The organism is Mycobacterium sp. E3339 (assembly GCF_001666915.1).
GTDB lineage: Bacteria > Actinomycetota > Actinomycetes > Mycobacteriales > Mycobacteriaceae > Mycobacterium.
The window spans coordinates 33,498-56,316 of sequence record NZ_LZIZ01000057.1 but is presented as its reverse complement, the minus strand read 5'-3'; the positions used below and the strand labels follow the sequence as shown (position 1 = coordinate 56,316).

Genomic DNA, 22,819 nt, shown 5'->3' with positions numbered 1-22,819 from the left:
ACAACGCACACTCAATCGACGAGCCCACCTGCGTGGCAGGCGCCTCTCGGTAGGGTGTCATGGCCGATCATGAGGACCACGTGTGTGGACGGGAGGTTTGTCGGTGCCCACTGGTTTGCGTCCCAGCGCAGGCGCGGGAACGCGCCTGCCCGCGCTGGCGGCCCAGGTCGGCGCGGTGCTCGCCGACCGCGGCGCGGCGGTGCCGGACGTGGCCATCACCGGGGTGACGCTACGGGCCCAGGACGTGCATCCCGGCGACCTGTTCGCCGCGCTGACCGGGGCGTCGACGCACGGGGCCCGGTACGCGGGCGAGGCGATCGAACGCGGCGCCGTCGCCGTCCTGACCGATGCCGCCGGGGTCGCGGAGATGGGCGCGTCGGCGGCGGCCGTGCCGACGCTGGTGCACCCGGCGCCGCGCGGCGTGCTCGGTGCCCTGGCCGCCACGGTCTACGGCAACCCCTCGGAGCGCACGACCGTCGTCGGCATCACCGGAACCTCGGGCAAGACGACCACGACGTATCTGGTCGAGTCCGGGCTGCGCGCGGCCGGCCGGACGGCAGGACTGATCGGCACCGTCGGCATCCGCATGGACGGGGCCGACGTCCCGAGCGCGCTGACCACGCCGGAGGCCCCCGCGCTGCAGGCGATGTTCGCGGCGATGGCCGAGCGCGGGGTGGACACCGTCGTCATGGAGGTGTCCAGCCACGCGCTGGCGCTGGGCCGCGTGGACGGCACGAAATTCGCGGTGGGCGGCTTCACCAACCTGTCCCGCGACCACCTCGACTTCCACCCCACCATGGCCGACTACTTCGAGGCCAAGGCGAAGCTGTTCGATCCCGCGTCGCCACTGCGCGCCCGCCGGGTGGTGGTCTGCGTCGACGACGACGCCGGGCGCGCCATGGCCGCCCGCGCTGGAGACGCGATCACCGTCAGCGCCGCCGGCCAGCCCGCGCACTGGCGTGCCATGGACGTCACCCCGATGGGCGCCGGGGGACAGCAGTTCACCGCGATCGACCCCGCCGGCGTCCGCCACCGGGTCGGCATCCGGCTGCCGGGCGATTACAACATCGCCAATTGCCTTGTCGCGCTGGCCATTCTGGATGCGGTCGGGGTCTCGCCGGAGCAGGCCGCGCCGGGTTTGTTGACGACCCGGGTGCCCGGCCGCATGGAAGAGATCGATCGCGGGCAGGACTTCCTGGCGCTGGTCGACTACGCCCACAAGCCGGGCGCGCTGCGGGCGGTGCTGACCACGCTGGCGCGCCCGGGTCGCCGGGTGGCGGTGGTGTTCGGCGCCGGCGGCGAACGCGACCCGGGCAAGCGGGCGCCGATGGGAGCGACCGCGGCCGAGCTGGCCGACCTGGTCGTCGTCACCGATGACAACCCCCGCGGCGAGGACCCGGCCGCCATCCGCCGCGCGATCCTGGCCGGGGCGGCCGGGGCCGGCGGTGGGGCCGAGGTCGTCGAGATCGGCGACCGGCGGGCGGCGATCGAACACGCGGTGGCGTGGGCCGGCCCGGGCGACGTGGTGCTGGTCGCGGGCAAGGGCCACGAGACCGGACAACGTTCGGCAAGGGAGGTCCGACCCTTCGACGACCGGGTTGAGTTGGCCCGAGCGCTGGAGGGGCGGCGATGATCGACCTGACCATCGCGCAGATCGCCGAGATCGTGGGCGGCACGCTGGCCGACATCTCACCGGCCGCGGCCGCGGAGCTGCGGGTCACCGGCACCGTCGAATTCGACTCGCGGGCAGTCGGTTCCGGTGGCTTGTTCCTCGCGCTGCCCGGGGCCCGCGCCGACGGTCACGACTACGCGGGCGCGGCCGTGGCGGCCGGGGCGGCCGCCGTGCTGGCCGCCCGGCCGGTCGGCGTGCCCGCCATCGTGGTGCCGCCGGTGAGCGCCGCCGACGCGCGGGCCGGGGTCCTCGAGCACGACGCCGACGGCTCGGGCGCCGCGGTGCTTTCGGCGCTGGCCAAGCTGGCCAAGGCGGTGGCCGCCGAGCTGGTTGCGGGTGGACTGACCATCGTCGGCATCACCGGCTCGTCGGGGAAGACGTCGACCAAAGACCTGGTGGCCGCCGTGCTCGAGCCGCTGGGCGAGGTGGTCGCCCCGCCAGGGTCGTTCAACAACGAGCTCGGGCACCCGTGGACGGTGTTGCGGGCGACGCGTAACACCGACTACCTGGTGCTCGAAATGTCGGCCCGCCACCCCGGCAACATCGCCGCGCTGGCCGACATCGCCACGCCGTCGGTCGGGGTGGTGCTAAACGTCGGCACCGCCCACCTGGGCGAGTTCGGCTCGCGCGAAGCCATCGCGCGCACCAAATCCGAACTGCCGCAATCGGTTCCGCCGTCCGGTGTGGTGATCCTCAACTTCGACGACCCGGCGGTGGCGGCCATGGCCCGCGTCACCAGGGCGCGGGTGGTGCGGGTCAGCCGGTCCAGCCACACCGATGCCGGCCCCAGCGACGTCTGGGCGGACGGAGTGTCGCTGGACGCACTGGCCAGGCCGCGCTTTACCCTGCACGCGATGAACGGCGCGGCCGAAGTGCAGCTGGGCGTGTACGGCGACCATCAGGTCACCAACGCGCTGTGCGCCGGCGCGGTCGCGCTGCAATGCGGCGCGACCGTCGAGCAGGTGGCGGCCGCGCTGGCGCAGGCGGGGCCGGTGTCGCGGCACCGGATGCACGTGACCACCCGGGCGGACGGCGTCACGGTGATCGACGACGCCTACAACGCCAACCCCGACTCGATGCGGGCCGGGCTGCAGGCGCTGGCCTGGATCGCCCACGGCCGCGGGGCCGGCCCCACCGAAAAGCGCCGGAGTTGGGCGGTGTTGGGGGAGATGGCCGAGCTCGGCGAGGATGCGGTAGCCGAGCACGATCGCATCGGCCGGCTGGCGGTGCGCTTAGATGTGTCTCGACTGGTCGTCGTGGGAAGTGGGAGGTCGATGAGCGCCATGCACCACGGAGCGGTCATGGAGGGCTCGTGGGGGGCCGAGGCCGTCAACGTGGCCGACGCCGACGCCGCGCTGGAGTTGCTGCGGGCCGAGATGCAGCCCGGCGACGTGGTCCTGGTCAAGGCCTCCAACGCGGCCGGGTTGGGCGCGCTGGCCGACAAGCTGGCTCGTGACGACGGCGGGACGCGCCCGTGAGACAGATCCTGATCGCCGTCGCGATCGCGCTCGCCGTGTCAATCCTGTTGACGCCAGCGCTGATTCGCCTGTTCACCCGGCAGGGTTTCGGCCACCACACCCGTGAGGACGGCCCGCCCAGCCACCACACCAAGCGCGGCACCCCGTCGATGGGCGGGGTGGCGATACTGGCCGGCATCTGGGCCGGATACCTGGGGACGCACCTGGTCGGGCTGGCGTTCGACGGGGAGGGCGTCTCCGCGTCCGGTCTGCTGGTGCTGGGCCTGGCGACCGTGCTCGGCGGTGTCGGCTTCCTTGATGACCTGATCAAGATCCGCCGGTCGCGCAACCTCGGGCTGAACAAGACGGCCAAGACCGTCGGGCAGGTCGCGGCCGCGGTGGTGTTCGGGGTGCTGGCGTTGCGGTTCCGCAACGGCAGCGGGCTGACGCCGGCGAGCTCGGACCTGTCGTACGTGCGCGAAATCGCCACCGTCACTTTGGCTCCCGGCCTGTTCGTGTTGTTCTGCGTCGTCGTCGTCAGCGCCTGGTCCAATGCGGTCAACTTCACCGACGGCCTGGACGGGCTGGCCGCCGGCAGCATGGCGATGGTGACCGCCGCCTACGTGTTGATCACCTTCTGGCAGTACCGCAACGCCTGCGTCACCGCGCCGGGTCTGGGCTGCTACAACGTGCGCGACCCGCTGGATCTGGCGCTCGTCGCGGCCGCGACCGCGGGCGCCTGCATCGGATTCTTGTGGTGGAACGCCGCTCCCGCAAAGATTTTCATGGGGGACACCGGATCGCTGGCGTTGGGCGGCATCATCGCGGGCCTGTCGGTCACCAGCCGCACCGAGATCCTCGCCGTCGTGCTGGGCTCGCTGTTCGTGGCCGAGGTGTCGTCCGTGGTGCTGCAAATCCTGGCGTTTCGCACCACCGGGCGCCGGGTGTTCCGGATGGCACCCTTCCACCACCATTTCGAATTGGCGGGCTGGGCCGAGACGACGGTGATCATCCGCTTCTGGCTGCTGACGGCCATCACCTGCGGTCTGGGCGTGGCCCTTTTCTACGGTGAGTGGCTGGCCGCGATCGGTGCCTGACGTGGCCGGGCTCGATCCCCTGGCGCCCGGCGCGCCGGTGCTGGTGGCCGGCGGCGGCATCACCGGCAGGGCGGTGCTGGCGGCCCTGACAAGGTTCCGCGCGGTGCCGACCCTGTGCGACGACGACCCGGGCACGCTGCGGCGCCACGCCGAGGCCGGCGTGACGACCCTGACCACGTCGGCGGCCACCGAGCGCGTTGCCGACTACGCCCTGCTCGTCACCAGCCCGGGCTTCTCGCCGGAGACGCCGCTACTGGTCGCCGCGGCGGCGGCGGGCGTGCCGGTCTGGGGCGATGTGGAATTGGCCTGGCGGCTCGACGCTGCCGGCCGGTACGGTCCGCCGCGTCCGTGGCTGGTGGTGACCGGCACCAACGGCAAGACCACCACGACGTCGATGCTGCACGCGATGCTGACGGCCGCGGGCAGGCGAAGTCTGTTGTGCGGCAACATCGGTGAACCGGTGCTGGATGTGCTCGACGCGCCCGGGGACCTGCTGGCCGTCGAGCTGTCGAGCTTCCAGCTGCACTGGGCGCCGTCGGTGCGGCCCGAGGCGGGCGCCGTGCTCAACATCGCCGAAGACCACCTGGACTGGCACTCCACCATGGCCGACTACACCGCGGCGAAGGCGCGGGTGCTGGGCGGCCGGGTGGCGGTGGTGGGTCTCGACGACGAGCGGGCCGCCGCGCTGCTGGGCACCGCGGCGGCGCCCGTGCGCGTCGGCTTCCGGCTCGGCGAACCGGCGGCGGGCGAACTGGGCGTGCGCGACGGCCAGCTGATCGACCGCGCGTTCGCCGACGACCTCGCGCTCCTGCCGGTCGAATCGATTCCGGTGCCCGGGCCCGTGGGCATCCTCGACGCCCTGGCCGCGGCGGCGCTGGCCCGCAGCGTCGGCGTGCCCGCCGAGGCGATCGCCCAGGCCATCGCGTCCTTTCGGGTGGGCCGGCATCGGGCGGAGGTGGTCGCCGTCGCCGACGGCATCACCTACGTCGACGACTCCAAGGCCACCAACCCGCACGCCGCCCAGGCGTCCGTGCTGGCCTACCCGCGCGTGGTCTGGGTGGCCGGCGGTTTGCTCAAGGGCGCGTCGGTGGACGCGGAGGTCGCCAGGATGGCCTCTCACCTGGTCGGCGCCGTGCTCATCGGCCGAGATCGGCAAGAGGTTGCAGAGGCGTTATCGCGACACGCGCCGGATGTCCCCGTCGTCCAGGTTGTGACAGGCGAGGATGCTGATATGAATGCGACGGCTGTGGTTGTTGGTGCAAATGTGACAGAAGTGAAACATTCGGGCGGGGATCTCGGCACTTCCGTCATGACGGCCGCGGTCGCCGCGGCCCGCGACCTGGCGCAGCCCGGCGACACCGTGCTGCTGGCCCCGGCCGGCGCGTCGTTCGACCAGTTCAGCGGCTACGCCGACCGCGGCGACGCCTTCGCCGCCGCCGTCCGCGCGGCCACCCGGTAGGCGGGCGTGGGTAACCCGCTGGCCCGGCTGAGACGCCGGGGCAAGGACACTTCGGGGACGGCTTCTGAGCCAACCGCGGCCGCCGAACCGGGCGAGGCCGAGGCCACCGGCCCGATCGTCGGCACCTCCGAGGCCAAGCCTTCGGCGAACAAGCAGGCGGCCGAGGAACGCAACCGGTTCGGCGCCTGGCTGAGCCGGCCCATGACCTCGTTTCACCTGATCATCGCCGTGGCCGGGCTGCTGACCACGCTCGGCCTGATCATGGTGCTGTCGGCCTCGGGCGTGCGGTCCTACGACGCCGACGGGTCGGCCTGGGTGATCTTCGGCAAGCAGGTGCTGTGGACGGTGATCGGCCTGATCGCCTGCTATTCCTCCCTGCGCATGTCGGTGCGGTTCATCCGCCGCGTCGCCTTCACCGGGTACGTCGTCACCGTCATCCTGCTGGTGCTCGTGCTGGTTCCCGGCATCGGAAACCTGGCGAACGGGTCGCGGAAGTGGTTCGTCATCGCCGGCTTTTCGATGCAGCCCTCCGAGCTGGCGAAAATCGCGTTCGCCATCTGGGGCGCGCATCTGCTGGCGGCCCGCCGGCTGGAGCGGGCCTCGCTGCGCGAGATGCTGATTCCGCTGGTCCCCGCGGCGGTCATCGCACTGGCGCTGATCGTGGCCCAGCCCGACCTGGGGCAGACGGTGTCGCTGGGCATCATCCTGCTGGCGCTGCTGTGGTACGCCGGGCTGCCACTGCGCGTCTTCGCCACCTCGCTGGTGGCCGTCGTCATGGCCGGGGCGATCCTGGCCATGTCGGCGGGTTACCGCTCGGACCGGGTGAAATCCTGGATGAACCCCGAGAACGACCCCATGGACACCGGCTATCAGGCCCGCCAGGCGAAGTTCGCCCTGGCGCACGGCGGCATCTTCGGCGACGGCCTGGGCCAGGGCGTCGCCAAGTGGAACTACCTGCCCAACGCCCACAACGACTTCATCTTCGCGATCATCGGCGAGGAGCTGGGCTTCGTCGGCGCGTTCGGTCTGCTGGTGCTCTTCGGGTTGTTCGCCTACACCGGGATGCGCATCGCGCGCCGCTCGGCCGACCCCTTCCTGCGGCTGCTGACCGCGACCACGACGATGTGGGTGCTGGGCCAGGCGTTCATCAACATCGGTTACGTGATCGGCATCCTGCCGGTCACCGGCATCCAGCTGCCGCTCATCTCTGCCGGCGGAACCTCAACGGCCGCAACGCTTTTCATGATCGGAATCATGGCCAACGCGGCGCGTCACGAACCGGAGGCCGTGGCGGCCCTGCGCGCCGGCCGCGACGACAAGGTGAACCGGTTCCTGCGGCTGCCGCTGCCCCAGCCCTACGTGCCGACCCGGCTGGAGTCGTTCCGTGATCGCAAGCGGAGCGGCAAGCAACCGGCCAAGGGCGCCCCGTCCCGCAACGGCGCGCGCAAGCCCGCCCGCAAGGCCGAGGAACCGCTGCGGCCGGCCTTCTCCCGCACAGCCGGCCGGCCGGCCCGCCGGGCGGTGCATCATGGATCTGGCCAGCGATACGCCGGCCAGCGTCAGGCACGGCGCGCTCGCGCATTGGAAGGTCAGCGTTACGGGTGAACGACACGGTCAGCAAGCCGGCCGGCGGGTTGGGGGGAAGTCCCCAGCCCGCCGGTGCCGCGTTGTCGGCTTTTAAGCCGCTCAAACCCCTGTCGGTGGTGCTGGCCGGCGGGGGCACCGCCGGCCACGTCGAGCCCGCGATGGCGGTGGCCGACGCGCTCAGCGCGCTCGACCCGCAGGTGCGCATCACCGCGCTGGGCACCCACCGCGGCCTGGAGACGCGGTTGGTCCCCCAGCGCGGTTACCACCTCGAGCTGATCACGCCGGTGCCGCTGCCGCGCAAGCCGAGCGGCGACCTGGCGCGGCTGCCCCCGCGGGTGTGGCGCGCGGTCCGGGAGACCCGCGCCGTCCTCGACGCGGTCGACGCCGACGTCATCATCGGTTTCGGCGGCTACGTGGCGCTGCCGGCGTACCTGGCCGCCCGCGGTCTCGGCCGTCGCCGCCGGGTCCCGGTGCTCATCCACGAGGCCAACGCCAGCGCCGGGCTGGCCAACCGGGTCGGCGCGCGCCGCGCCGACCGGGTGCTGTCCGCGGTGCCCGACTGCGGGTTACCGCGCGCCGAGGTGGTCGGGGTGCCGGTGCGCGCGGCCATCACCTCGCTGGACCGCGCGGCGCTGCGCGCCGAGGCGCGCAGGCACTTCGGCTTCGCCGACGACGCCAAGGTGTTGCTGGTGTTCGGCGGCTCGCAGGGTGCGGTGTCGCTGAACCGGGCGGTGTCCGCGGCCGCCGCCGACCTGGCCGCCGCGGGCGTGTCGGTGCTGCACGCGCACGGCCCGAAGAACACGCTGGACCTGCGGGAGAGCCAGCCCAGCGAGCCGCCCTACGTCGCGGTGCCCTACCTCGACCGGATGGACCTGGCCTACGCCGCCGCCGACCTGGCGATCTGCCGGTCCGGTGCCATGACCGTCGCCGAGGTTTCGGCGGTCGGTCTGCCGGCCATCTACGTGCCGCTGCCGATCGGCAACGGCGAGCAGCGGCTCAACGCGCTGCCGGTGGTCAACGCCGGCGGCGGCATGGTGGTGGCCGACGCCGCCCTGACGCCAGAGCTGGTCGCCCGCGAGGTGGCCGGCCTGCTCAATGACCCGCCCCGGTTGGCGGCGATGACGGCGGCCGCCGCGCGGGTGGGGCACCCCGACGCGGCGCGCCAGGTGGCACAGGCGGCGCTGGACATCGCCAGGAAGGCAGCGGCGGGAGGGCGACGGTGAACGCCGAGCAGCTGCCGCCCGAGCTGCCCCCCGAGTTGGCAAGGGTGCACATGGTGGGCATCGGGGGAGCCGGCATGTCCGGCATCGCGCGCATCCTGCTCGACCGCGGGGCGCTGGTGTCGGGCTCGGACGCCAAGGAGTCGCGGGGCGTGCACGCGTTGCGCGCCCGCGGCGCGTCGATCCGCATCGGCCACGACGCGTCGTCGCTCGACCTGTTGCCGGGCGGTCCGACCGCCGTCATCACCACCCACGCGGCCATCCCGAAGACCAACCCCGAGCTCGTCGAGGCCCGGCGGCGCGGCATCCCGGTGATCCTGCGTCCGGCCGTGCTGGCCAGGCTGATGGACGGGCGCACCACGCTGATGGTCACCGGCACCCACGGCAAGACGACGACGACGTCGATGTTGATCGTGGCGCTGCAGCACTGCGGGCGCGACCCGTCGTTCGCGGTCGGCGGCGAGATGGGGGAGGCCGGAACCAACGCGCACCACGGCAGCGGCGATTGCTTCGTCGCCGAGGCCGACGAGAGCGACGGCTCGCTGCTGGAGTACACGCCCAACGTCGCGGTCGTCACCAACATCGAGACCGACCATCTGGACTTCTACGGCAGCGCCGACGCCTACGTCGGGGTGTTCGACGCCTTCATGGAGCGCCTCGCCCCGGGGGGAGCACTGGTGGTGTGCGTCGACGACCCGGGCGCGGCCGCGCTGGCCGAACGCACCGCCGCCCTGGGGATTCGGGTGCTGCGCTACGGATCCGCGCCGGATGCCGAGAACGCCGCCACCCTGGTGTCCTGGGAGCAGCAGGGCACCGAGGCCGTCGCGCACATCCGGCTGGCGGGGGAACAGCGCCCGCGCGTGATGCGGCTTTCGGTGCCCGGCCGGCACATGGCGCTCAACGCGCTGGGCGCGCTGCTGGCAGCGCTCGAGATCGGCGCTCCGCCCGACGCCGTGCTCGACGGGCTGGCCGGCTTCGAGGGCGTGCGCCGGCGGTTCGAGCTGGTGGGCAACGCCGGGTCGGTGCGCGTCTACGACGACTACGCTCACCATCCCACCGAGATCAGCGCCACGCTGGCCGCGGTTCGCACGGTCCTCGAGCAGAGCGGCGGCGGTCGCAGCGTGGTGGTGTTTCAGCCCCACTTGTATTCGCGCACAAAGGAATTCGCGGCGGAGTTCGGCCGCGCGCTCGATGCCGCCGACGAGGTGTTCGTCCTCGATGTCTACGGCGCGCGTGAGCAACCGCTCGCCGGCGTCAGCGGCGCCAGCGTCGCCGAGCACGTCAGCGTGCCCGTGCGCTACCTGCCCAACTTCTCCGCGGTCCCCGAGCAGGTGGCGGCCGCGGCCGGGCCGGGGGACGTCATCGTCACGATGGGCGCGGGTGACGTGACCCTGCTGGGCCCGGAGATCGTGACCGAGCTGCGGATCCGGGACAACCGCAGCGCGCCCGGCCGGCCGGGGGCGCCGCGGTGACCCAGCCGAACGACCCGACGCCGAGCGATCTGGGCGAGGTCGGCGGGCCACCCGAGGCAGGGGAGGCCGCCACCGAGCCGATATTCGTCGGGGGGCCCGAGGGCGAGATCACGCCCGAACCGGACGAATTCGAGGGGCCGCGCCGGCGGGCCCGCCGCGAACGCGCCGAACGCCGGGCCGCCCAGGCGCGCGCCACCGCCATCGAAGAGGCCCGCCGCGAGGCCAAACGCCGGCTCAGCGGCCGCGTGGCCGACGAGCCCAAGCCCGTCGCCCGGGGCGTGGTGCGCGGCTTGAAGATGCTGCTGGTGACGGTGCTCCTGGTCGTCCTCGGGATCGGGCTCGCGCTGATTCTCTACTTCACGCCGGCGATGTCGGCCCGCAACATCGTGGTCATCGGCACCGGCGTGGTGACCAGGGAAGAGGTGCTCGACGCCGCGCGGGTGCGGCCCGGGACGCCGCTGCTGCAGATCAACACCAGCCAGGTCGCCGATCGGGTGGCGGCGATCCGGCGGGTGGCCAGCGCCCGCGTGCAGCGCCAGTATCCGTCGGCGCTGCGCATCACGATCGTCGAGCGAGTTGCGGTGGCGGTGAAGGACTTTCCCGACGGCCCGCACCTGTTCGACCGCGACGGCGTCGACTTCGCGACGGGGCCGCCGCCCCCGGCGCTGCCCTACCTCGACGTCGCCGATCCGGGCCCCACCGACCCGGCCACCAAGGCGGCCCTGCAGGTGCTGACCGCGCTGCGACCCGAGGTCGCGGGTCAGGTGGGCCGGATCGCGGCCCCCTCGGTGGCCTCGATCACGCTGACCCTGGGCGACGGGCGCGTGATCATCTGGGGAACGACCGACCGCACCGACGAGAAGGCCGAGAAGCTGGCCGCCCTGCTGACCCAGCCCGGCCGGACCTACGACGTCTCGAGCCCCGACCTGCCCACGGTGAAGTAGGGGCGCCCGCCGGATTGTGACGGTGGCAACAGAAAAATTTGCGAGCCGCGCGTCGGCGCGCCTGCGTGGTTAGGGCGCGCCATGCCCATACCGTTCTGGTTGCGCGGAACTACTTGACATAACTCTAACTCTATGGTTGAGGTTGAGGGTTTGCCAGGGCGGACCGCGAACGTTCTCCGAGCAATCCCGTCGCGAAGAACTGAGCCCACCAGGGAGGAAAACGAATGATGACCCCCCCGCATAACTACCTGGCCGTCATCAAGGTCGTGGGTATCGGTGGCGGCGGCGTCAACGCCGTGAACCGGATGATCGAGCAGGGCCTCAAGGGCGTGGAGTTCATCGCGATCAACACCGACGCGCAGGCGCTGTTGATGAGCGACGCCGACGTCAAGCTCGACGTGGGCCGCGACTCCACCCGCGGGCTCGGCGCCGGAGCCGACCCGGAGGTGGGCCGCCGGGCCGCCGAGGACGCCAAGGACGAGATCGAGGAGCTGCTGCGCGGCGCCGACATGGTGTTCGTCACCGCAGGCGAGGGCGGCGGCACCGGCACCGGCGGCGCGCCCGTCGTGGCCAGCATCGCCCGCAAGCTGGGCGCGCTGACCGTCGGCGTGGTCACCCGGCCGTTCTCCTTCGAGGGCAAACGGCGCGGCAACCAGGCCGAAAGCGGCATCGCCGCGCTGCGCGAGAGCTGCGACACCCTGATCGTCATCCCCAACGACCGGCTGCTGCAGATGGGCGACGCGGCGGTGTCGCTGATGGACGCGTTCCGCAGCGCCGACGAGGTGCTGCTCAACGGCGTGCAGGGCATCACCGACCTGATCACCACCCCGGGCCTGATCAACGTCGACTTCGCCGACGTCAAGGGCATCATGTCGGGCGCGGGCACGGCGCTGATGGGCATCGGTTCGGCCCGCGGCGAGGGCCGCTCGCTCAAGGCGGCCGAGATCGCGATCAACTCGCCGCTGCTGGAGGCGTCGATGGAGGGCGCCCAGGGCGTGCTGATGTCGATCGCCGGCGGCAGCGACCTGGGGCTGTTCGAGATCAACGAGGCCGCCTCGCTGGTGCAGGACGCCGCCCACCAGGACGCGAACATCATCTTCGGTACGGTCATCGACGACTCGCTGGGCGACGAGGTGCGCGTGACCGTGATCGCCGCGGGTTTCGACGCCACCGGACCCGGCCGCAAGCCGGTCATCGGCGGCGCCGCCGCCGAGAAGGCCGGTGCGCACCGGATCGAGTCGGCGAAGGCCGGCAAACTCACCTCGACGCTCTTCGAGCCCGTGGACGCGGTCAGCGTGCCGGTGCACACCAACGGTGCCACGCTGAATATCGGCGGGGACGACGACGACGTCGACGTGCCGCCGTTCATGCGCCGTTGAGGGTCTCGATTTGCTTGCCGCTGCGCGACGAACCGGCCAAGAAACATAGGGGGCCGGATGGCGGTGCCCGTCGGCAGGCGGTGCGCTCCGGATACTGAGGGGGTGAGCGTGCGCATCCGGCGGGTAACCACCACCCGCGCCGGCGGTGTCTCCGGCCCGCCGTTCGACACCTTCAACCTGGGCGACCACGTCGGCGACGATCCGGCGGCGGTGTCCGCCAACCGAAAGCGGCTCGCCGCGGCCATCGGCCTCAAGCCGGAGCGTGTGGTGTGGATGAACCAGGTGCACGGCGACCGGGTGGAGGTGGTCGACGGGCCGCGGCCCGGCGCGGTCGACAACACCGACGCGTTGGTCACCACCACCGCGCGACTGGCGTTGGCGGTGGTGACCGCCGACTGCGTGCCGGTGCTGCTGGGCGACGCGCGCGCCGGTGTGGCCGCGGCGGTGCACGCGGGCCGCGTCGGCGCCCAGCTCGGGGTGGTGCCCCGCACGGTGGAGGCGATGCTGGCGCTGGGGGCCCACGCCGAGGACATCTCGGCCCTGCTGGGCCCGGCAGTCAGCGGGCGAAATTACGAGGTACCCGCGGCCATGGCCGACGAGGTCGAGGCCACGTTGCCCGGCAGCCGCACCACCACCGCGGCGGGCACTCCCGGACTCGACTTAAGGGTCGGAATCGCTTGCCAGCTAGAGCAATTGGGCGTCACGGCGATCGACTCCGATCCCCGGTGCACGGTGGACGACCCGGCGTTGTTCAGCCATCGCCGGGAAGCGCCGACCGGGCGACTGGCCTCGCTGGTCTGGATGGAGTGACCGCGATGACGGTAGGAAGGCCGACCCCAGACAGCGGCAGCGACCGCGAAACGGAATTGACCCACGCATTAGCGGCCGTGCGCTCGCGCCTTGCGGCCGCCGCGGAAGCCGCGGGGCGCAATGTCGGTGAAATCGAACTCCTGCCGATAACCAAATTCTTTCCAGCAACCGATGTGGTGACTTTGTCCCGATTGGGTTGCCGGGCCGTTGGCGAATCGCGGGACCAGGAAGCGTCGGCGAAAGTGAGCGAAGTCACCAAACTGTTGGCGGCCCCGTCGCGGTCGGATACTCCGGGCCTGCGTTGGCACATGGTCGGCCACATTCAGCGCAATAAGGCCCGCTCGGTCGCCCGCTGGGCGCACACCGCGCACTCGGTCGACAGCACGCACTTGGTCAGCGCGCTCGACCGCGGCGTGTCGGCGGCCCTGGCGGAGGGCCGGCGCGCCGATCCGATGCGGATCTACGTTCAGGTCAGCCTCGACGGCGACCAGGCGCGGGGCGGCGTCGACATCTCGGCCCCGGGGGCCGTCGATCAGCTGTGCGCGCAGGCCGAGGAGTCAAAATGCCTGGAACTGGCCGGGCTGATGGCCATCCCGCCGCTGGGCTCGGATCCCGATGCCGCCTTCGAGCGCCTGCGAACCGAGCACCTGCGCGTCCTGGAGTCCCATCCGAACGCCGTCGGACTGTCCGCCGGCATGTCCGACGATTTCGAAATTGCCGTCAAACACGGTTCCACGTGTGTGCGTGTCGGTACCGCGCTATTGGGTCCGCGGCCGCTACCGTCACCGTATTAAGTCACTGTAGTCACATCTTCATCACTGACACCAACCAACAGGGGCTAGAAGGGCTAGAAGGGGTCAACGCAATGAGCACACTGCACAAAGTCAAGGCCTATTTCGGGATGGCCCCGATGGACGACTACGACGACGAGTATTACGACGACCACGCTCCGTCCCGCGGTTTCCCGCGGCCGCGTTTCGACGACGGGTACGGCCGCTACGAGGGGCGCGACTACGACGACCCGCGCGAGCCCGGCGACTACCCGCCGCCGGCCGGCTACCGCGGCGGCTACGGTGACGAGCCGCGCTACGGCGCCGTCCATCCCCGTGAGTTCGAGCGGCCCGAGATGGGCCGGCCCCGCTTCGGGTCCTGGCTGCGCAACTCCACCCGCGGCGCGCTGGCGATGGACCCGCGCCGGATGGCGATGATGTTCGAGGAGGGCCACCCGCTCTCCAAGATCACCACGCTGCGGCCCAAGGACTACAGCGAAGCCCGCACCATCGGCGAGCGGTTCCGCGACGGCACCCCGGTCATCATGGACCTGGTGTCGATGGACAACGCCGACGCGAAGCGTCTCGTCGACTTCGCGGCCGGCCTGGCCTTCGCGCTGCGCGGCTCCTTCGACAAGGTGGCGACCAAGGTGTTCCTGCTCTCGCCCGCCGACGTCGACGTGTCGCCCGAAGAGCGTCGGCGGATCGCCGAAACCGGCTTCTACGCTTACCAATAACCGCGGCTCGTCGGCGGCCGTCGGTCACCGCTTCCGGCGGCCGGGCCGGTTGAGATGTGGCTGGACGCCCGGAGTCGGTACGCTGGCAGGCGCCGCGCAAGCCCGCGGCGCTTGACATCTCATCGGTAAGGTCGGGGCTCTTCAGTTGGTGCTGTTCTTTCAGATCCTTGGGTTTGCGCTGTTCATCTTCTGGCTGCTGCTCATCGCTCGGGTCGTCGTCGAGTTCATCCGCTCGTTCAGCCGGGACTGGCATCCCACCGGCATCACGGTGGTGATCCTCGAGATCATCATGTCCATCACCGATCCGCCGGTGAAGCTGCTGCGCCGGCTGATCCCACAACTCACCATCGGGGCGGTCCGGTTCGACCTGTCCATCATGGTGCTGCTGCTGGTCGCGTTCATCGGCATGCAACTGGCGTTCGGCGCCGCGGCGTAGCCCGGTTCCGCCCCCTCGCGGCAGGGCGCCTTCCGGGCCGGAGACGGTTCGGATACGTTTCAGCCTCGGTTTGATGCCCGCGATTTAAAAATTCTAAGGATTCGGATTTTATTGCTCTCAGCGTTTGCAATTGGTTCTTATTTATTGGCCTAAACAGCAACGGTCGCGCCTGGTGTGACAGGATGGACGGCAGTTGCACGACGGCTACCACTGCGTTCTACACTTTCGGGAACGTTAGACAGGATCTTGAGGGGACGAAACAATGCCGCTTACACCAGCCGACGTCCACAATGTGGCGTTCAGTAAGCCACCGATCGGCAAGCGGGGCTACAACGAAGATGAGGTCGACGCCTTCCTCGATCTGGTGGAGGCCGAGCTGACGCGGCTCATCGAAGAGAACAGCGATCTGCGTCAGCGGATCGAGGAGCTGGACCACGAGCTGGCCGCCGGCGGTGGCGCCAGCGCCGCTCCCGCCGCGGCCGCCGCCCCCACGCAGGCGATTCCGGTCGCCGAGCCGGAGCCGGCACCCAAGCCGGCACCAGCGGCGGCGGCCGCACCCGCCGCCTCCCAGGGCACCAACGAGGAGCAGGCCATGAAGGCCGCCCGGGTGCTCAGCCTCGCGCAGGACACCGCCGACCGGCTGACCAGCACCGCCAAGGCGGAGTCGGACAAGATGCTGGCCGACGCCCGCGCCAATGCCGACCAGATCCTCACCGAGGCCCGCCAGACCGCCGAGACCACGGTCACCGAGGCCCGGCAGCGCGCCGACGCGATGCTCGCGGACGCGCAGACCCGCTCCGAGACCCAGCTGCGCCAGGCCCAGGAGAAGGCCGACGCCCTGCAGGCCGACGCCGAACGCAAGCACTCCGAGATCATGGGAACGATCAACCAGCAGCGCACCGTCCTGGAAGGCCGGCTCGAGCAGCTGCGCACGTTCGAGCGGGAGTACCGCACCCGGCTCAAGACCTACCTGGAATCCCAGCTGGAAGAGCTCGGCCAGCGCGGATCGGCGGCGCCCGTCGACTCCAGCGCCGACGCCGGCGGATTCGACCAATTCAACCGGGGTAATAACTAGTTCCACGGCCGTGCCGGACACTCGCCTGACTGCGCGGCTGGCACACTGAGCCTGCACAAGAACTGGCTGTCCCGCTCGTCGCTTGGAGGATGACCGATGCTGATCATTGCGCTGGTGCTGGCCCTGGTCGGGCTCGTCGCGTTGGTGTTCGCCGTCGTCACCAGCAACGAGTTGGTGGCCTGGGTGTGCATCGGCGCCAGCGTGCTCGGCGTGGTGCTGTTGATCATCGACGCGTTGCAGGAGCGGCAGCGGCGTGACGCCGGTGTCACCGACCAGGCCCAGGACGAGGCGGGCGCCGGGGAAGAAGAGGCCGTCGACTATCCCGAGGAAGCCTCACCCGAGGCCGGCCCCGAGCCGTCGGAGCAAGTCGAGGCCACCGAACAGTCGACGGTTCCGGCGGAGGGCCGCGGCGACGAGGCCGCCAAGTAGCACTCAGCCGGTGGGCGCGGCCAGCGCCTCGCGCACCTCGTCGTCGCTGACCTGGTGGAAATCGGCGTAGACCTGGCCGACCGCTTCGAACCCGGGCGGCATGGTCACGCAAACCACCTCGTCGGCCTCGAGCCCGAGCTCACGGCAGGTGGACGCCGGTCCCACCGGCACCGCCACGACAATCGACTTCGGGCCCGCGGCCCGCACCGCCCGGACCGCGGCCAGCATGCTGGCGCCGGTGGCAATCCCGTCGTCGACCAAGATCACCACCCGGCCGCGCGGATCGGCCGGGGCGCGCCCGCCTCGATACGCCCGCTCGCGCCGCGCGAGTTCTGCCGTCTCGCTCTCGATCACCTCGCGCACCTGCTCGTCGGTGATGCGCAGGCTCGAGACCACGTCGTCGTTCATCACCACGCCACCGCCGCTGGCCAAGGCGCCCATCGCCAGTTCCGACCAGCGGGGCACCCCGAGCTTGCGAACCAGGAACACGTCGAGCGGCGCGTGCAACGCCGCGGCGATCTCCCGGGCCACCGGCACGCCGCCGCGGGCCAGGCCGAAGACCAGAACGTCATCTCGGTCGCGATAGGTCATCAGCTGTTCGGCCAGCGCGCGACCGGCCTCGCCACGGTCGTGGAACGTGCGCGTCGAAGAACGTCGGAGAAAGCCGTCGGGTGTCATCGGTCGCAGTCCAGCCTAGGCCGGTCAGCGAACCCGCGTCTCTCCCGGGGCGTTTTGGTTCTGGCTTCCCGCGTCGGCGTCGGGCCCGCTGACCAGGTGCTCGAAAGTGCCGGTGACGTCCAGGATGCGGTCGAGGAATCGCGGCCGATTGTCCAGGTGCAGGCGCACCCCCGCCTGGGAGCTGCGGCGATGGATGAGCAGCAGGCCGGAGAGGCCGGCCGAATCGCAGAAGACCAGCTCGGCCAGGTCCAGATGCAGGTGCGCCGGGGCGGGTTGCAGGTTGAGCAGCTCACCGGTGGTGCCCACCAACGCGTCCACGGTTTCGTAGACCAAGTCACCCGACACGTGCACGCGGGCCGACCGCTCGGTGGTGGCGACGCTCAGGGATAGGTTCATTCGGGCGCTCCTGGGCAGGCGACGAGGGCATCGTTTGCTGAACGCAGCAGCCGCTGGCTGCGGGGGAACTCGTGGAGCTGGGCTGCCAGCAAATCCAGCGCCGGGCTAAGCGACGCGGCCGGAACGCCGCGCGCGGCGAGGATGTCGGCGGTCCAGGTGACGAAGTCGGTGAACAACGCGTCGTCGTCGGTGTACAGGCTCACCGTGAGGAAGTCGACGATGTGGGCGATGTCTTCGACCGTGTGCTGCCGTTGCAGCGTCGAGTACGCCCGCACGGCGGGGAAGCGGTCCTCCATATCGGCCAGGGTGGACTTCACCAGCTGCGCCGCGCTGCGGCTCACCATCGTGTATTCCTGGTCGACCAGGTGCGGCAGGTCATCGACGGGCTGGCGGCTGGATGCGCGCCGCACGCTTGGGAATCCGCGGCGCAGCCGCTCCTCGGCGGTGCGCGCGTCGGGGGCCCACGCGTCGGCGCCCAGCTGGCGGGCGAAGCGGCCGTCCCGGCCGAAGGCGGCGCCGCCGGCCAGGACGGGGAAGCCGGCGGACTGGCACGCGACGATGGCGGCGTGCGCGTTGGGCAGCCGGGTGGGGATCGAACAGGAGAGTGCGACGACATCGGGGCCGTGCTCGTGCACGTGGGCGATCAGGTGCGGGGTGGGGACCTGCGCCCCGAGAAAGTCGACCTGCCAGCCGCGCAGCCGCAGGACCTCCGCGAGCAGCCTGGCCGGCAAAGCGTGCCACTCACCGTCGACGCACGCTAATGCGACCCGGCCGCCGTGGGCTGTGACTTTGCTGGCGGCGTGATGGGCCAGGGCGGCGATGACGCGGTCGTTGATGGCGGTGGCCGCGTGTTCCTGCGCGACGCTGATGCGGTTGGCTGCCCATTCGGCGCCCACCCGCTGCTGCACGGGGGCGATCACCTCCAGCAGCACGTCCTCTGGCGTCATGCCCGCTTCCAGGGCGGCGAACACGGTGGCCGCGGCCGCGTACTCGTCGCGGTCGGCGAGCGCCCCCCACAGCCGCTCGCGGATGAGCAGTTCGTCGGCGGCACTGGCCGCGGCCGCCGCGTCGGTGTCGAAGGAACTCACGCGACGTACCTGCCCCGGGTGTGGCCATCCACGGCGGACAGGTGGGTGCGCCGCGGGGCGGTGATAGCGACGACCGCGATGTCGTCGTGCACGCGCTGCCCCACCCATTGCGTGGTCAGCATCAGGACGCGCTCGACGATCGCTTCGGCCGGCATTCCGGCACAGCCGGTCAGCGCGTCCGCCAGGCGTTGCTCGCCGAAGAAGTCGTCGCCGAGCGGGCCCCCGCGCGCTTCGGTGATTCCGTCCGTGTACAGCACGCACGTCTCGCCCGGCGCGAGGGACGTTTCGCACGATTGCACGGTGATCCGCTCCAGCGCCCCGACCAGCGTGCCCTTGGTGTTGGCCTCTTCCACCTGCCCGTTGTCGCGCACGATCAACGGCGCGGGATGCCCGGCGGAGGTCAACCGCAGCACCACCTGACCGTCGCGGTAGGCCACCGAGGCCAACACCAACGTGGCGAACCGGGTGTGATCGGACGACAGCATGGCGCGGTTGAGCAGCGTGAGCACGCCCTCGTGGTCCTCCGCCAGCGGCGTCAGGGCCTGCAGCGTGTTCCGGATCTTGCCGGTCATCACCGCTGCCTCCAGGCCCTTGCCGCACACGTCGCCCAGCACCACCAGCGTCTCGTCCTCGGGGCTCGCCGCGGGGTGGAAGTCGTAGAAGTCGCCGCCGACGACCTCGTAATCCTTCGAAGCCCGGTACCCACCGGCGAATTCGATGCCGTGCAGCCCGTGCAGCGGCGGCGGCAACAGGTCGCGCATCAGGGTGCGGGTGATCGCGGCCTGCTCCGCGTAGAGCCGCGCGGCCGACAACGCCGCCCCGGCCCGCGCGGCGAACAACCCGGCGAAGATCTCTTCGTCGGCGCTGTACACCGGCCGATCGGCGCGGCGCAGCAACACCAAAGCCCCCGCCGAGCCCCCGTGCCCGGGCAGCGTCAGGATCATGACGGACCCGATCGGACCCGAGAAATGTTGGGGGACAAGCCAATTCGGTATGGTTACCGGGTCGATCCAGCCCGACGAGACCGGAGGGAACCCGTGCAGCGCCTCGCTCAAGCCCGCCACCGCCGCCGGGTCCGCGTCGATGCTGCACTGCTCCACCGCGCCGGCCGCGCCGCTGTAGAAGACCGGCAGTCGCCGGCCATGGCCGGCGGGAGCCACCAGCGCCGCCGCGTCCGCCAGGTGCTGCGCGGCCATCTGGACCGTCGCTTCCCGGCAGCGGTCGACATTGAGCGACGCCGTCAACACCGAGGACGCCTCCAGCAGGATCGCCGCGCGCTCCTGCTCGCGCGCCAACGCCTCTTGGGCCTCCCGCAACAGCTGGCCGGTGTCCTCGACCAGCGACCAGGCCACCTCGCCGCTGGGCAACACCGCGGCGTGCGCGTCGAACTTCCGGCTTCCCACGCTTCCCGAGACGACGGACGCGTCCGTGCCGGGGGGAAGTTGGACGAGACGATGGTGTGCGCGCGCCAGCCAGTCGACCGCGTCGATCCGGCCCCCCTGCGACGCGCCGGGGAGCAGGGCTCCGGCCGACCCGCTCAGCGCCCGGATGACTCCGTCGCGATCGATGACCACCGTGGGACAGGGCACGGCCGCCCACAGCGCGTCGAGGTCGATCTCGACGCCTGGGTGGGCACCATCATGCATGCGGTTGACCTGTCAACGCGGGAATTGCGGTTCGGCTCGTTCGCCGAATTCGCACGTACTTGATTGCAGGACAGCTTCGTTCGCGCTGGCCGTGCCTCGAAGGTGCAGCGGAGGAGCCTTTTCTCGACCCCGGTCGCGGGACTGCGGCAGGCCCCTTCTTCATCGCCTGCGCCACGCGTGTGATCGCGGCTTCGCCGCTCAACACACTCTATAGCCTCAGTCGCGTGTGATTGCGGCTTCGCCGTTCAACACACTCCATCGGCTCGGACATGAACGCGAGCGGTCATGTCCCTCGCCTCAGTCGCGTGTCCGAGGGGGGACTTGAACCCCCACGCCCATTAGTAGGGCACTAGCACCTCAAGCTAGCGCGTCTGCCATTCCGCCACTCGGACAAGCCAACCGCATGGGTTGGCAGCTAAGGCTATCGGATTGTCTCACGCCGACCCAATCCAGTAGGGCCGCTCAGCGCCGAGCCGAGCGGCCTCGGCAGTGGTAGGAAAGGTGGTTGTGACCGACCAGACCGCGTTCCCGGCCGAACCGAGTGACGACGTGGTCGAGGTGGTCAGCAGATTGATCCGGTTCGACACCACCAACACCGGCGAACCGGAGACGACGCGGGGCGAGGCCGAGTGCGCGCAGTGGGTTGCCGAGCAACTCGCCCAGGTCGGCTACTTGCCGCAATACGTGGAGTCGGGGGCTCCAGGCCGCGGCAATGTGATCGCCCGGCTAGCGGGTGCGGACAGCTCGCGGGGCGCGCTGCTGATCCACGGGCATCTCGACGTGGTGCCGGCCGAGCCGGCCGAGTGGAGCGTGCACCCGTTCTCCGGAGCCGTCAAGGACGGCTTCGTGTGGGGCCGCGGCGCGGTCGACATGAAGGACATGGTCGGCATGATGATCGTGGTCGCCCGGCGGTTGAAGCGGGCCGGGATCGTGCCCCCGCGCGACCTGGTGTTCGCGTTCCTCGCCGACGAGGAGCACGGCGGCAGCTTCGGCGCGCAATGGCTTGTCGACAATCGGCCCGACCTGTTCGCGGGCGTCACCGAGGCGATCGGTGAGGTGGGCGGGTTCTCGCTGACCGTGCCGCGCCGCGACGGCGGCGAACGCCGGCTGTATCTGATCGAGACGGCCGAGAAGGGTTTGTCGTGGATGCGGCTGACCGCCCGCGGCCCTGCCGGACACGGATCGATGGTGCACGACCAGAACGCCGTCACCGCCGTCGCCGAGGCGGTCGCCCGGCTGGGCCGGCATCAGTTCCCGCTCGTGCTGACCGATACCGTCGCCCAGTTCCTGGCCGCCGTCCAGGAGGAGACCGGGCTGACGTTCGACGTCTCGTCGGGCGATCTGGCCGGAGCGATCGAAAAGCTCGGCCCCATGGCGCGAATGCTCAAGGCCGTGCTGCACGACACCGCGAACCCGACGATGCTCAAGGCCGGGTACAAGGCCAACGTCGTCCCGGCGGTGGCGGAAGCGGTGGTCGACTGCCGAATTCTTCCGGGCCGCAAAGCGGCGTTCGAAGCCGAGATCGACGAACTGCTGGGGCCCGACGTCACGCGCGAGTGGATCAAGGACTTCGAGTCGTACGAGACCAGCTTCGACGGCGACCTGGTCGACGCGATGAACGCCGCCGTGCTGGCTCTTGACCCCGAGGGACGCACGGTGCCCTACATGCTTTCCGGCGGTACCGACGCAAAGTCCTTCGCCCGCTTGGGTATTCGTTGTTTTGGTTTCAGCCCGCTGCGGTTGCCGCCGGACCTCGACTTCACCGCGCTGTTCCACGGGGTCGACGAGCGGGTACCCGTGGATGCGCTGAGGTTCGGCACCGATGTGCTGGAACACTTCCTGACACACTGCTGAAGACACGACAGGTAACGAGAGGATCGCCCATGAGCACCGCGCCCGACCCGTACGCCGCCCTCCCGCAGCTGCCGACGTTCACGCTGACATCGGAATCGGTCACCGACGGCCAGTCGCTGGCCCAGCCGCAGGTCAGCGGGATCATGGGCGCGGGCGGAGAAGATGTCAGCCCGCAGTTGAGCTGGTCGGGATTCCCGGGGGAGACCCGCAGCTTCGCCGTCACCGTCTACGACCCCGACGCGCCGACGGCCTCGGGATTCTGGCATTGGGCGGTGGCCAACCTGCCCGCCGACGTCACCGAGCTGCCCGCGGGCGCCGGCGACGGCAGCGACCTGCCCGGAGGAGCGCTCACACTGGTCAACGACGCGGGCATGCGCCGCTACATCGGTGCCGCTCCGCCGCCGGGGCACGGGCCGCACCGCTACTACATCGCGGTGCACGCGGTCGACGTCGACAAGCTCGACCTCGGCGAGGACGCCAGCCCCGCATACCTCGGCTTCAACCTGTTCCAGCACGCGATCGCGCGCGCCGTCATCCACGGCATCTACGAGCAGAAGTAGCTCGCGCCGACTTGTCAGCGGGCGGTCGTATCATTCGAACATGTGTTCGAGTG

Annotated in this window: 20 protein-coding genes, 1 tRNA gene and 1 pseudogene; 17 read left to right on the top strand and 5 right to left on the bottom strand. The window is 70.9% G+C overall.

Annotation, left to right across the window (positions count from 1 at the left end; all coding sequences use genetic code 11):
• Window positions 1-82: 82 nt before the first annotated feature.
• The 15 genes from A5702_RS04865 to A5702_RS04795 all read left to right on the top strand — a co-directional run bounded on the left by A5702_RS04865 (window position 83) and on the right by A5702_RS04795 (window position 16,544).
• A complete protein-coding gene (locus A5702_RS04865; protein WP_197506500.1) occupies window positions 83-1,633 on the top strand; it encodes a UDP-N-acetylmuramoyl-L-alanyl-D-glutamate--2,6-diaminopimelate ligase in 1,551 nt (516 codons plus the stop codon).
• Entirely contained in the window at window positions 1,630-3,150 is a 1,521-nt protein-coding gene (gene murF, locus A5702_RS04860; RefSeq protein WP_068218703.1) for a UDP-N-acetylmuramoyl-tripeptide--D-alanyl-D-alanine ligase, read from the top strand. The genes A5702_RS04865 and murF overlap by 4 nt, the downstream gene beginning before the upstream one ends.
• Window positions 3,147-4,226: a phospho-N-acetylmuramoyl-pentapeptide-transferase gene (gene mraY / locus A5702_RS04855; protein ID WP_068218700.1), complete on the top strand. Its 1,080-nt coding sequence runs from the start codon at window positions 3,147-3,149 to the stop codon at window positions 4,224-4,226. The genes murF and mraY overlap by 4 nt, the downstream gene beginning before the upstream one ends.
• 1 nt (window position 4,227) lies before the next feature.
• Window positions 4,228-5,685 carry a UDP-N-acetylmuramoyl-L-alanine--D-glutamate ligase gene (murD, locus tag A5702_RS04850; RefSeq protein WP_369817866.1) on the top strand — a complete coding sequence of 486 codons (1,458 nt, stop codon included), beginning with the start codon at window positions 4,228-4,230 and terminating at the stop codon, window positions 5,683-5,685.
• Between the two features lie 6 nt (window positions 5,686-5,691).
• A complete protein-coding gene (gene ftsW / locus A5702_RS04845; protein ID WP_068218697.1) occupies window positions 5,692-7,290 on the top strand; it encodes a putative lipid II flippase FtsW in 1,599 nt (532 codons plus the stop codon).
• Window positions 7,287-8,495 (top strand): undecaprenyldiphospho-muramoylpentapeptide beta-N-acetylglucosaminyltransferase, encoded by a 1,209-nt coding sequence (gene murG / locus A5702_RS04840; protein ID WP_068218695.1) that lies wholly within the window; start codon window positions 7,287-7,289, stop codon window positions 8,493-8,495. The genes ftsW and murG overlap by 4 nt, the downstream gene beginning before the upstream one ends.
• A gap of 50 nt (window positions 8,496-8,545) precedes the next feature.
• The gene (murC, locus tag A5702_RS04835; RefSeq protein WP_068218726.1) at window positions 8,546-9,964 is read left to right on the top strand and encodes a UDP-N-acetylmuramate--L-alanine ligase; all 1,419 of its coding nucleotides are present in this window, start codon (window positions 8,546-8,548) and stop codon (window positions 9,962-9,964) included.
• Between the two features lie 29 nt (window positions 9,965-9,993).
• Window positions 9,994-10,908 carry a cell division protein FtsQ gene (ftsQ, locus tag A5702_RS04830; RefSeq protein ID WP_068218729.1) on the top strand — a complete coding sequence of 305 codons (915 nt, stop codon included), beginning with the start codon at window positions 9,994-9,996 and terminating at the stop codon, window positions 10,906-10,908.
• A gap of 227 nt (window positions 10,909-11,135) precedes the next feature.
• Window positions 11,136-12,287 (top strand): cell division protein FtsZ, encoded by a 1,152-nt coding sequence (gene ftsZ / locus A5702_RS04825; RefSeq protein WP_055405771.1) that lies wholly within the window; start codon window positions 11,136-11,138, stop codon window positions 12,285-12,287.
• Window positions 12,288-12,389: 102 nt separating this feature from the next.
• Window positions 12,390-13,097, top strand: coding sequence for a peptidoglycan editing factor PgeF (gene pgeF, locus A5702_RS04820; RefSeq protein ID WP_068218692.1), 708 nt, complete (start codon window positions 12,390-12,392; stop codon window positions 13,095-13,097).
• Window positions 13,098-13,102: 5 nt separating this feature from the next.
• Window positions 13,103-13,891 carry a YggS family pyridoxal phosphate-dependent enzyme gene (locus A5702_RS04815; protein ID WP_068218723.1) on the top strand — a complete coding sequence of 263 codons (789 nt, stop codon included), beginning with the start codon at window positions 13,103-13,105 and terminating at the stop codon, window positions 13,889-13,891.
• A 71-nt stretch (window positions 13,892-13,962) separates the two neighbouring features.
• The gene (locus A5702_RS04810) at window positions 13,963-14,604 is read left to right on the top strand and encodes a cell division protein SepF (protein ID WP_055403392.1); all 642 of its coding nucleotides are present in this window, start codon (window positions 13,963-13,965) and stop codon (window positions 14,602-14,604) included.
• Between the two features lie 145 nt (window positions 14,605-14,749).
• On the top strand, window positions 14,750-15,040 hold the full coding sequence (locus tag A5702_RS04805) for a YggT family protein (protein ID WP_007170773.1): 291 nt from the start codon (window positions 14,750-14,752) through the stop codon (window positions 15,038-15,040).
• Window positions 15,041-15,302: 262 nt separating this feature from the next.
• Window positions 15,303-16,115, top strand: coding sequence for a DivIVA domain-containing protein (locus tag A5702_RS04800; RefSeq protein WP_068218689.1), 813 nt, complete (start codon window positions 15,303-15,305; stop codon window positions 16,113-16,115).
• Window positions 16,116-16,211: 96 nt separating this feature from the next.
• The gene (locus A5702_RS04795; RefSeq protein WP_055403390.1) at window positions 16,212-16,544 is read left to right on the top strand and encodes a hypothetical protein; all 333 of its coding nucleotides are present in this window, start codon (window positions 16,212-16,214) and stop codon (window positions 16,542-16,544) included.
• A gap of 3 nt (window positions 16,545-16,547) precedes the next feature.
• Here A5702_RS04795 and A5702_RS04790 read toward each other — a convergent pair.
• The 5 genes and pseudogenes from A5702_RS04790 to A5702_RS04770 form a co-directional block, all read right to left on the bottom strand.
• Window positions 16,548-17,231: pseudogene (locus tag A5702_RS04790) on the bottom strand (phosphoribosyltransferase); the annotation flags it as partial.
• Window positions 17,232-17,246: 15 nt separating this feature from the next.
• Entirely contained in the window at window positions 17,247-17,618 is a 372-nt protein-coding gene (locus A5702_RS04785) for an STAS domain-containing protein (protein WP_055403388.1), read from the bottom strand.
• Window positions 17,615-18,706 carry a B12-binding domain-containing protein gene (locus tag A5702_RS04780; protein WP_067816136.1) on the bottom strand — a complete coding sequence of 364 codons (1,092 nt, stop codon included), beginning with the start codon at window positions 18,704-18,706 and terminating at the stop codon, window positions 17,615-17,617. The genes A5702_RS04785 and A5702_RS04780 overlap by 4 nt, the downstream gene beginning before the upstream one ends.
• Entirely contained in the window at window positions 18,703-20,352 is a 1,650-nt protein-coding gene (locus A5702_RS04775; RefSeq protein ID WP_068218686.1) for a PP2C family protein-serine/threonine phosphatase, read from the bottom strand. The genes A5702_RS04780 and A5702_RS04775 overlap by 4 nt, the downstream gene beginning before the upstream one ends.
• 306 nt (window positions 20,353-20,658) lie before the next feature.
• Window positions 20,659-20,744: transfer RNA gene (locus A5702_RS04770), tRNA-Leu, on the bottom strand.
• A gap of 115 nt (window positions 20,745-20,859) precedes the next feature.
• Between A5702_RS04770 and A5702_RS04765 the strand changes: the two genes are divergently transcribed.
• Together A5702_RS04765 and A5702_RS04760 are read left to right on the top strand one after the other, a co-directional pair.
• A complete protein-coding gene (locus A5702_RS04765) occupies window positions 20,860-22,206 on the top strand; it encodes a M20/M25/M40 family metallo-hydrolase (protein WP_156669487.1) in 1,347 nt (448 codons plus the stop codon).
• A 29-nt stretch (window positions 22,207-22,235) separates the two neighbouring features.
• A complete protein-coding gene (locus A5702_RS04760; protein WP_067816128.1) occupies window positions 22,236-22,766 on the top strand; it encodes a YbhB/YbcL family Raf kinase inhibitor-like protein in 531 nt (176 codons plus the stop codon).
• Window positions 22,767-22,819: the final 53 nt, after the last annotated feature.